The following is a 10014-nucleotide window of genomic DNA, read 5'->3' as shown; positions in this document are numbered from 1 at the left end:
CCGGTCTCGGCGTCGGCCGGGCCGACCGGACCGCCGCGCAGGGGCGGCCGACTGCGGGTCGGCATGGTCGGGGCCGGCAAGGGGGAGTCGTTCGACCCCTCCCTCGCCGCGAACGCCCTCATCAACACCGCCATGAGCTGCGCCGTCTTCGATCCCCTGCTCACCATGGGAACGGACGGCCGGCTGCGGCCGATGCTCGCGACGTCCTGGACCTCCGACTCCACCGCGTCCGTGTGGACGTTCCGGCTGCGCCAAGGGGTCACCTGGCACGACGGCACCGACTTCACCTCCGCCGACGTCCTGTACTCGCTGAAATGGATGGCGAAACCCGGCAACGGGCTCGCCCTCAACGTCGCCGACGTCGACCTCGCCAAGGTGTCCGCACCGGAGCCGTACACCGTGGTCGTCCCCCTGAAGAGCCCCAACCTGCTCTTCCCCTACAGCCTCGCCACCGCCTCGATCGTGCGGCGCGGCGCCGAGGACTTCACCAGACCCGTCGGCACCGGACCCTTCTCCTTCGTCTCCCTCGACCCAGGACAACAGGCCGTCTGCAGACGCAACCCTGCCTACTGGGACCCGGGGAAGCCGTACCTCGACGAGCTGGTGTTCCTGTCCGTGAAGGACGACTTCGCCCGGCTCAACGCCCTGCTGTCGGGCCAGACCGACGTCATGGCGCAGGTGCCCTTCACCCAGGCCAAGTCCCAACTCGTGGGCGACGTACGGCTGATCAGAAGCCCCGGCGTCACCGCGCAGGCCTTCTACATGGCCGTCGACAAACCGCCGTTCGACGACGTCCGGGTGCGCCGCGCGCTCCGGCTGATCGTCGACCGCAGGCAACTGGTCGACGTGGCCCTGTTCGGCTTCGGCACGGTCGGAAACGACCTCTACGGCAAGGGACTTGAGTACTACGACGACTCCCTCCCGCAACGCACCCGCGACCTCACCAGGGCGAAGACCCTGCTCGCCGAGGCCGGGCACGGCCGGGGACTGAGTCTGAAACTGCAGACCTCCACCGTCGCACCCGGGATGGTCGAGGCCGCCACGCTCTTCCAGCAGCAGGCCAAGGACGCCGGTGTCGACGTCTCCATCTCCCAGGTCGACCCGACCTCCTACTTCGACCCGACCCGCGACTACATGAAGATGCCCTTCGCACAGACCCTGTGGCAGGGGATGACGACCCTGGGCGACGTCTACAACGCGAGCGTCGTCTCCAAAGCCCCCTACGGCGAGACCCACTGGTCCGACCGCCGCACCGACGAACTCGTCGCCACCGCCGTCGCCGCCCCCGACGCGACCACCGCCCGGTCCGCCTGGGCCGCCGTGCAGCGTCAGCAGTACGACAGCGGGGGCTACATCTGGTGGGGGAACGTCGACAACCTCGACGCGGTGTCGAACCGGGTCGGCGGCCTGGTCCCCAACCGCTACCAGAACCTCGGTCTGCCCACCGGCCTCAACGAAGCGTATTTCGCGTCGTGACCGCCACCACCACGGTGCCCACCACCGCACCCGCCTCCGCGCCCTTCGGCTCCCGCCACCCGCTGGCCCGCGTCGCCCTGCGCCGCATCGCCGGCGGCCTCCTCACCCTCCTCGTGCTGTCCGTCCTGGTGTTCCTCGCGACCTCCGTGCTGCCGGGCGACGCGGCGAGCGCGATCCTCGGCAAACAGGCGACACCGGACGCGGTCGCCGAACTGCGGCACAGCATGGGACTCGACCGGCCCCTCGTCGTCCAGTACGGAAAGTGGCTCGGCGGACTGCTCCACGGCGACCTCGGCAACACCGCCGCCGGATACGCGGCCGGCGGCCGGTCCGGCGTCTGGGACCAGATCAGCGGCAAACTCGGCAACTCCCTGGTCCTCGCGGCCACGGTCTTCGTGCCGGTCCTGCTGCTCTCCCTGCTGCTCGGCGTCCTCACTGCCCTGCGGGCGGGCCGCTGGCTGGACCACCTCGTCACCACGGTGACCCTGGTGCCGGCGGCACTGCCCGAGTTCGTCCTCGGCACCGTCCTGCTCGCCGTGTTCTTCACCTGGTTCGACCTCCTGCCCCCGGTGTCCTTCGTGGCCCCCGGCACCAGCCCCCTCGCGACCCCCGAGACCCTCGTGCTGCCCGTGCTCACCCTGGTCGGAGTGACCGTGGGACCGGCCACCCGCATGATCCGGGCCGGCATGCAGGAGGCGCTGCTGTCCGACCCGGTCGCCGTCGCCCGCCTCAACGGGATCCCCGAGGCCCGCGTCGTGCGCCGCTACGCCCTGCGCAACGCGCTCGCGCCGAGCATCCAGGTCTTCGCGCTCATCGCCCAGTACCTCGTCGGCGGACTGCTCATCGTCGAGGAACTCTTCGGCTATCCGGGCATCGGCAAGGAACTCGTCGACGCCGTGACCGTCCACGACAACCTCGAAGTCCAGTCCGTGACCATGCTCCTCGCCACCTTCTACGTGGCCGTCACCATCGCCGCCGACCTGCTGGTCATGGCCGTCGTACCGAAGCTGAGAACAGGTGGTACGTCATGAGCGCCCCCCTGAGGACCGACACCCCGCGAAGGGACCTGTTCGGCGCGGCCCTGCGACGCCGCACCCCGAAGACCCTCTCGGGCCGGATCGGCCTCGTGCTCCTCGTGCTGGTCCTCGCCGTCGCGCTGCTCGGCCCCCTGTGCACCCCGTACTCACCGGACCGCACGGTCGGCATCCCCTTCGCCGGGCCGAGCGCCGGTCATCCGCTGGGCCTGGACTTCCTGGGCCGGGACGTGTTGTCGCGGGTGCTCACCGGCGGACTCAGCGTCGTCCTGTACGCGGGCGTCGCCACCCTCGCCGCCTACGCGGTCGGACTCACCGTGGGACTGCTGGCCGGCTACAGCCGCTCCTGGCTCGAACCGGTCCTGATGCGCCTGACCGACGTCCTGCTGGCCTTCCCTGCACTGGTCTTCCTGCTGCTGCTCGCGACCGCGTTCGGCCGCGGGATCACCGGCGTGGTGATCGCCACCGCGCTCATCCAACTCCCTCCCATCGTGCGCATCGTCCGGTCGGCCGCGCTGGAACAGTCCCTCAAGGGCTACGTCGAGGCGGCCGTCGCCCGCGGCGAGGGCACGCTCTCGGTGCTCGGCCGCGAGATCCTGCCGAACATCGCCCGCCCGGTCGCCGCCGACGCGGGGCTCCGGTTCAGCTGGTCGGTACTGCTGATCGCGGGCGTCAACTTCCTCGGCCTCGGACTCCAACCCCCGGCCGCCGACTGGGGGTTGATGGTCTCCGAGAACCGTGGCGGCATCGCCCTCAACCCCTCGTCGATGCTGGTCGCCGCCGCTCTCCTAGGCGCCTTGACCCTCGCGATCAACCTGCTCGGCGACGCCCTCGCGGGAGGCACCGAATGACCGACACCACCCCGTTGCTGGAAGTCAGCGGCCTGCGTATCGCCCTCGCCTCCGGAACACCGATCGTCGACGGCGTCGACCTCACCCTCGCCCGGGGCGAGATCCTCGGCATCGTCGGCGAGTCGGGCAGCGGAAAGACCACGACCGCCCTGGCCCTGCTCGGCCACGCGCAGCGCGGCGCACGGATCACCGGCGGCAGCGTCCGCGTCGCAGGCCATCAGGTCCTGGGCCTGTCGCGGTCCGAACGCCGGGACATCCGCGGCAAGTTGATCTCCTACGTCCCCCAGGACGCGGGACAGGCCCTCAACCCCTCGCTGCGGATCGCCGACTCGGTCGCGGACGTACTGCGCAGGCACCGCGACCCCGCACCGGCCGCCGTACTCGACCTGCTGGGCTCCGTGGACCTCCCCGCGACCACGGAGTTCGGCCGCCGGCTGCCCCACCAGCTCTCCGGCGGACAGCAACAGCGCGTCACGATCGCCATCTCACTGGCCTGCGAGCCGCCGGTGATCGTGATGGACGAGCCGACCACCGGCCTCGACGTCCTCACCCAGCAGAGCGTCCTCGACGAGATCAAACGACTGCGGGCCGAGCGCGGCGCCTCACTGGTCTACGTGTCGCACGACCTCGCGGTCGTCTCGCAGATCGCCGACCGGGTCGCGGTGATGTACGCGGGACGGATCGTCGAACAGGGCCCGACCGCCACCCTCATGGAGCGGCCCCGGCATCCGTACACCCGAGGGCTCCTCCAGTCCATCCCGGACCACCGCCGTCCCGCCCGCCTGCTCCCGATGGCGGGCTCGGCTCCAGGAGTCGGGGAACGCCCCGGCGGCTGCGCGTTCGCGCCCCGCTGCCCACAGTCCGCCGACGACTGCCACACCACCCCGCCGGCCCTGGAGACCCTGGCCGGCGATCTGCACCAAGTCCGTTGCCCACGCTGGGAGTTGACGCCACCGACCGCACTCGGCGCTCCCCATGACCGCGCCGAGGTGACCGCCGAACCCGCCCTCCAGGTACAAGGCCTGCGGGCCATGCACAAGGGCCGGGCCGGGACCGTCGTCGTCGCGGAGGACATCTCCTTCGACGTGCGGCGCGGCGAATGCCTCGCGCTGGTGGGGGAGTCGGGCAGCGGAAAGACCACGATCGCCCGCTGTCTGGTCGGCCTGCATCTGCCGGACGGCGGCAGCGTCACCCTGGGCGGGGCGCCACTGCCCGCCCGCATCCGCAAGCGCAGCGCCGCCCAACGGCGGGGAATCCAGTACGTGTTCCAGAATCCCTACCAGTCGCTGAACCCCCGCCGCCGCGTCGGTGAGGACCTAGCCCGGCCGGGACACGTCCTGCGCGGCCTCTCGGTCGCCGAGGCCAGGGCGGAGGTCGGTCCGCTCCTCGAACGCGTCCAGCTCTCGCCCGGGCTCGCCGACCGCTACCCGAGCCAACTGTCCGGCGGTGAACGGCAACGCGTCGCCATCGCACGTGCCCTCGCGGCCCGTCCCGACGTGCTGGTGTGCGACGAGGTGACCTCGGCACTGGACGTGTCGGTGCAGGCGGCGATCCTGGAGGCGCTGGCCGAACTCCGCGACGACCTCGGGGTCGCGCTGCTGTTCATCACCCACGACCTGGGAGTGGTCTCCGGCGTGGCGGACCGGGTGCTGGTCCTGGAGGGCGGCCGGATCTGCGAGACCGGCCCCACCGCACGCATCCTCCGCGCCCCCGAACACCCCTACACACAGCGGCTGGTGGCCGCTGCCCCCACCCTGGCCGGACCTCCGCGGGAGGCGGCGCGATGAGCACCCACGACATCGAGGCCTACATCCGGGGACAGGAAGCGGAGTTGGCCCTGCGTGACCGCCAACTCCCCTTCACCGACACCGAGTACGCCGACCGCCTGACCCGGCTGCGCGAACGGATGGCCGCCGACCGGATCGACGTACTCCTGCTGACCGCACCCGACACGATGTGCTGGCTGCACGGCTACACCAACCGCTGGTACCGCCAGCACTCCTCGACCCGGTTCCCGCCGGTGCACTGCACGATCGTCCGCGCCGACGACGAACGGACCGTGCTCATCGAGCCCGCCTACCACGAAGAGCTCGTCCGACTCACCTCCTGCGTCGACGAGTTCATCGGGGTCGAGGGCAAGGGAGGGGAGCCGACGATCACCGACTTCGTCGACGTCCTCACGGCCGAGCTGTTCTCCCGGGGCAGGTCCTACGGCCGTATCGGAGTGGAGAGCTGGAGCAGCGTCCCCAACCCCGCCGTCGCCCAGGTCATCGCCTTCGCGCTGACGGCGCGCGGAGCCACGGTCGTCGACGCCTCGGTGACAGTGCGCGGGGTGCGCCGGATCAAGTCCCCGGCGGAGATCGCGATCATCGAACGGGCGCAGGCCGCCTGCGACGCCGGAATGCGGCATCTGCACGCCAACGCCCGCCCCGGAATGACCGAGTTGGAGGCCTGGAACCAGCTGATGACCGGTGTGATCGCCGCCGGCGGCGAGCCGACGGCCATGCACGAGACGGTCGCGGCGGGACCCCCGATGCCCCTCCTGCACGGCCTGAGCAGTCGGCGACCCATCGGCTCCGGCGAGCTCTTTCACCCCGACGCGGCAGCCGCCGTCGACCGCTACCACGCCCGCCTGACCCGGCCGTTCTCGATGGGGAAGCCCGCCAAGGCGCTCACCCGCCTCACCGGGATCGCCGCGGGCGCCTACGACGTCGTGCTCTCCACCGCCCGCGTCGGCCTGCCCTTCCGCGAACTGCACCGCGCCCTGCGCGCCTATTTCGCCGAGTCCGGGCCAGTCGACGGCTGGGCCGGCGGCTATGAGCTGGGGGTGTCCTTCATGCCCGACTGGGTGGGCGAGTTCTGCTGGGACATCCAGGACGAGGAGACCGACGACGTGATCGAAGCGGGACTGGTGACCAACTTCGAGAGCTGCGCCTTCGTCGCCGTCATCGACACGGTCGTGTTCGAGGAGACCGGACCGCGATTCCTGTCGTCGGTTCCCCGGGAGACACTGGTGGTGGGCGATGCGCACTGAATCCGTCACGACGGACGAGGGGTTCCAGCTCCACTGCACGCTCTCCGGCTCCGGCGACCGGATCCTCCTCGGACTGCACGGGGGCCCCGGCGGTGCGGGCGGCGGCTATCTGGAACCCCTGCACCGACTGTCGGGACCCGACCGCACCGTGCTGACCTTCGACCAACTCGGCACCGGAGCCTCGGAGTTGCCACCGTTCGGCTACGGGTGGAGCCACGCCCGGGCCGTGGCCGACGTCGACGCGGTCCGCCGCCACTGCGCGGCCGAGCGCGTCGACCTCCTCGGCCATTCCTGGGGCGGCATGCTCGCCCTCCAGTACACCCTGGACCATCCGGACCGCGTCGGCCGCCTCGTCCTGTCCAACACCGCTGCCAGCACCGCCCGGATCACCCTCGGCTCGCTCACCCAACTCGCCGACCTCCTCCCGCCGGCCCACGCCTCGGCCGCCGTGACCGCCGACGCGCTCGGCGACCACGACAACCCGGCCTTCCGCACCGCCGTGGAGGCCTGGCTCGCCCACTACGGCACCGACGGCGACCTCGACGCGGCCCGCGAGGAGACGAAGGAGGCACTGGAGCCCGGGCCCGCCGGACGCGGACTCTGGGGCGACCGGCTCTGGTTCGCGGACGGCGCCCTGCGCGACTGGGACGTGGAACCGCGCCTGCCCGAGATCACCGCCCCGACCCTCGTCGTCCACGGCGGCGACGACATGTCCTCGGCCGACACCAACCGCGTACTCGCCGAACGCATCCCCGACAGCGAGTGGCTGACCATGAACCACAACGGTCACACCATCTTTCACGCACCCAACGCGCCCGCCTATCTGGCCATCGTCCGGGCGTTCCTCGACGGATGGGACGAACAGTCATGACCACCAGCACCGAACCCGCGCTCCGCTACAGCCGGATCGTGCGCGACCACATCGACCGGGGCGTGGGCGTCCCGCGCGAGCTCTACCTCGCCGACGAGCTCTACACCGTGGAACTCGACCGGATCTTCCGGCGCAGCTGGCTGCTCGCCGGACACGAGTCCCAACTCGACCGGCCCGGCAGGTACTTGACGGTGGAGAGCGGCGGCGAGAGCGTCATCGTCGCCCGCACCGGCGCCGGCACCCTGGCCGCGTTCTCCAACGTGTGCCGGCACCGCGGCGCCCGGCTGGTGGACGCCGGCTGCGGCCTCACCCGGCGCTTCGTCTGCCCGTACCACCAGTGGACGTACCGCCTCGACGGCAGCCTGCAGGGCGCGCCGCGCATGCCGGACGACTTCGATCCCGCCGGGCATCCGCTGCCCACCGCACGCGTCGAGGTCTGGAACGGGCTGGTCTTCGTGAACCTTTCCGACTCCCCGGTGGAGAGCCTCGCCGACCTCCTCGGCACCGGTGCCGACCTGATGGGCACCTTCGACATCGCCCGCACCCGGATCGCGCACACGATCACGTACGAGATCGCCGCCAACTGGAAGATCGTGTGGGAGAACGCCCAGGAGTGCTACCACTGCAACGCCAACCACCCCGAACTCCTCAAGACCTTCGACGTGGGCGGCCTGAACCAAGTCGGCTATCGGGAGACCGAGTTGGTGGCCAGCGGTGACCGGCGCGTGCAGCACGCCCGGTTCCCGCTGCGGCCCGGCGCCCTGTCCCTCACCCTCGACGGCGCGTACGCGTCCCGCAAACCCCTCGGTGACTTCGCCGACGGCCACGCCCCCTACACGGCGGCGATCCACCTCAAACCGTCCTTCGCGCTCGTCGCCTGCCCCGACTACGCGGTGGTCCTCGCCGAACGGCCCCTCGCCATCGACCGCACCGAGATCCGGATGAGCTGGCTGGTGCGGGCCGACGCCGAAGAGGGCACGGACTACGACACCGACACCCTGATCAAGGTCTGGAACGAGACCAACCTTCAGGACTGGGCCCTGTGCGAACGCGCCCAACTCGGCGTGCGCTCACGCACCTACGTACCCGGACCGCTCTCGAACGACGAACAGTCCGTCATCGACTTCTACCGCTCCTACGCCGCGCTGCTCGAAGCCGGAAATCTCTGACCACCCGTCAACTCACCCACAAGGAGGGCAAGATGCCCGACACCACCGACGCCGACGTCCTGGTCGTGGGAGCCGGCGTACTCGGCACCTCCCTCGCCCACCACCTGCTGCAGCGTGACGCCGGACGCGTCATCGTCCTGGAAGCGCGCACGCCCGCAGCCGCGACCTCCGGCGCCGGAGCCGGCTTCGTGGGCCTGTGGGCCGCCGGCTACGCGGACTTCTTCACGGACACCGACCTCCAACTGGAGCAGTACGGCATCGACTTCTACCGCCTACTGGCCGAGCAGAACCCGGACATCGAGTGCCGGGCCAACGGCAACCTCTACCTCGCCACCACCGAACCCGGCTGGTCGAAATGGGTCGCACCCGTCCTCGGCCACCCGCTCGCGCCCAGCGGCACAAGGGAGTTGACACCCCGCGAGGTCGGCACGATCACCGGCGGTGTCGTCTCGCCCGGCGGCGTGGTGGGCGGCGCCCTGCATCCCGGCGGCATCCAGATCAGCGCGGGGCGGGCCACCCGCGCGCTCGCCGACTCGGTCCGCAGACTCGGCGGCGAGATCCGCGAGCACACCCCGGCGACCGGTCTGATCATGTCTGACGGCGCGGTCATCGGAGCCCTCACGGACGCCGGCCCGATCCGCGCCCGCCGGGTGGTCCTCGCCTGCGGCGCCTGGTCCAACCAGCTGCTGCGCCCGCTCGGCCACCGCCTGCCGCTTCTGCGCGTGGTCGCCACCCGGGTCGTCTCACCGCCGTCCGGCGTGCCCGACACCATGCCGACGGTCATGGTCCCGGACCTGTACGGCCTGTGGCTGCGCGCCCACCGCTCCGGCCTCACCTGGGGCAACGGGGACGGCTACAGCCCCGCGTACGAACTCGACGACGCCGTCGGCAGCGAGAGCCGCCCGCACTACCCCGAACTCGTCGACCGCCTGCGCGAGCGGCTGCTGCCCGGACTGCGCGAACTCGTGCCCGCGCACGACCTCAGGATCGACTGGTGGCTGCAGGGCATCCCGTGCATGACACCGGACCGCAGATTCCTCGCAGGTGCCGTACCGGACGTGCCCGGGCTGTACGTCCTCGGCGGCGACAACGAGGCCGGGGTGACACACGGACCCGGACTCGGCCGTCTCATGGCCGAGTTGGTCGACGGCGGCGGCTCCGAGTGGCTGGACGCCTCCCCGTACCGGCTGGACCGCTTCGCCCCGGACCGGTTCCCCACCGAGCGGGACGTCGCCGACGCGATGCCCGCGCGACGCTAGGACGGGGACAGTGGCCCTGTACACCGAGGTTGTGGAGCGGTACTTCGCCCGCCTGCACAGCGACGCCGGCGTCACCGACGCGCTGGACCTCGATGTGTCACCCGACGGCCGGTCGATCGCCTTCACGGCGACGGTGCGGACCGCCGGCGCACCGGATCCGCTGTACCAGGCAGCGGTGGTCGACCTGGCCACGGGAGCGCTGACCAGGCAGGACCCGGGCCGCAGGCCCCGCTGGACGCGGGACGGCGCGCACCTTGCGTGGCTCGGCGACGACTGGGTCGAGACGGTGCGCCATGCTTCCCGCCCGCAGGTGGTCCGGC

At 71.3% G+C, this 10014-nt stretch carries 9 protein-coding genes; all 9 read left to right on the top strand.

The window, feature by feature from the left end:
* A partial coding sequence (locus R6V09_RS36475; protein WP_317885760.1) for an ABC transporter substrate-binding protein occupies positions 1 to 1476 on the top strand: 1476 nt, incomplete at its 5' end.
* Complete coding sequence (locus R6V09_RS36470; RefSeq protein WP_317885759.1) at positions 1473 to 2507, top strand: ABC transporter permease; 1035 nt, start codon at positions 1473 to 1475, stop codon at positions 2505 to 2507. The genes R6V09_RS36475 and R6V09_RS36470, both read left to right, overlap by 4 nt.
* A complete protein-coding gene (locus R6V09_RS36465; RefSeq protein ID WP_317885758.1) occupies positions 2504 to 3361 on the top strand; it encodes an ABC transporter permease in 858 nt (285 codons plus the stop codon). Before R6V09_RS36470 ends, R6V09_RS36465 begins: the two co-directional genes overlap by 4 nt.
* Positions 3358 to 5148: an ABC transporter ATP-binding protein gene (locus tag R6V09_RS36460; RefSeq protein WP_317885757.1), complete on the top strand. Its 1791-nt coding sequence runs from the start codon at positions 3358 to 3360 to the stop codon at positions 5146 to 5148. Before R6V09_RS36465 ends, R6V09_RS36460 begins: the two co-directional genes overlap by 4 nt.
* Positions 5145 to 6395: a M24 family metallopeptidase gene (locus R6V09_RS36455; protein WP_317885756.1), complete on the top strand. Its 1251-nt coding sequence runs from the start codon at positions 5145 to 5147 to the stop codon at positions 6393 to 6395. Before R6V09_RS36460 ends, R6V09_RS36455 begins: the two co-directional genes overlap by 4 nt.
* Entirely contained in the window at positions 6385 to 7266 is an 882-nt protein-coding gene (locus R6V09_RS36450; RefSeq protein ID WP_317885755.1) for an alpha/beta fold hydrolase, read from the top strand. The genes R6V09_RS36455 and R6V09_RS36450 overlap by 11 nt, the downstream gene beginning before the upstream one ends.
* On the top strand, positions 7263 to 8435 hold the full coding sequence (locus tag R6V09_RS36445) for an aromatic ring-hydroxylating oxygenase subunit alpha (protein ID WP_317885754.1): 1173 nt from the start codon (positions 7263 to 7265) through the stop codon (positions 8433 to 8435). Before R6V09_RS36450 ends, R6V09_RS36445 begins: the two co-directional genes overlap by 4 nt.
* Before the next feature lie 32 nt (positions 8436 to 8467).
* On the top strand, positions 8468 to 9694 hold the full coding sequence (locus R6V09_RS36440; RefSeq protein WP_317885753.1) for an NAD(P)/FAD-dependent oxidoreductase: 1227 nt from the start codon (positions 8468 to 8470) through the stop codon (positions 9692 to 9694).
* Between the two features lie 10 nt (positions 9695 to 9704).
* A partial coding sequence (locus R6V09_RS36435) for a hypothetical protein (protein WP_317885752.1) occupies positions 9705 to 10014 on the top strand: 310 nt, incomplete at its 3' end.

Source organism: Streptomyces sp. W16 (assembly GCF_033194735.1).
In the GTDB taxonomy this organism is placed as follows: domain Bacteria; phylum Actinomycetota; class Actinomycetes; order Streptomycetales; family Streptomycetaceae; genus Streptomyces.
This window is presented reverse-complemented; position numbering and strand designations above follow the sequence as displayed.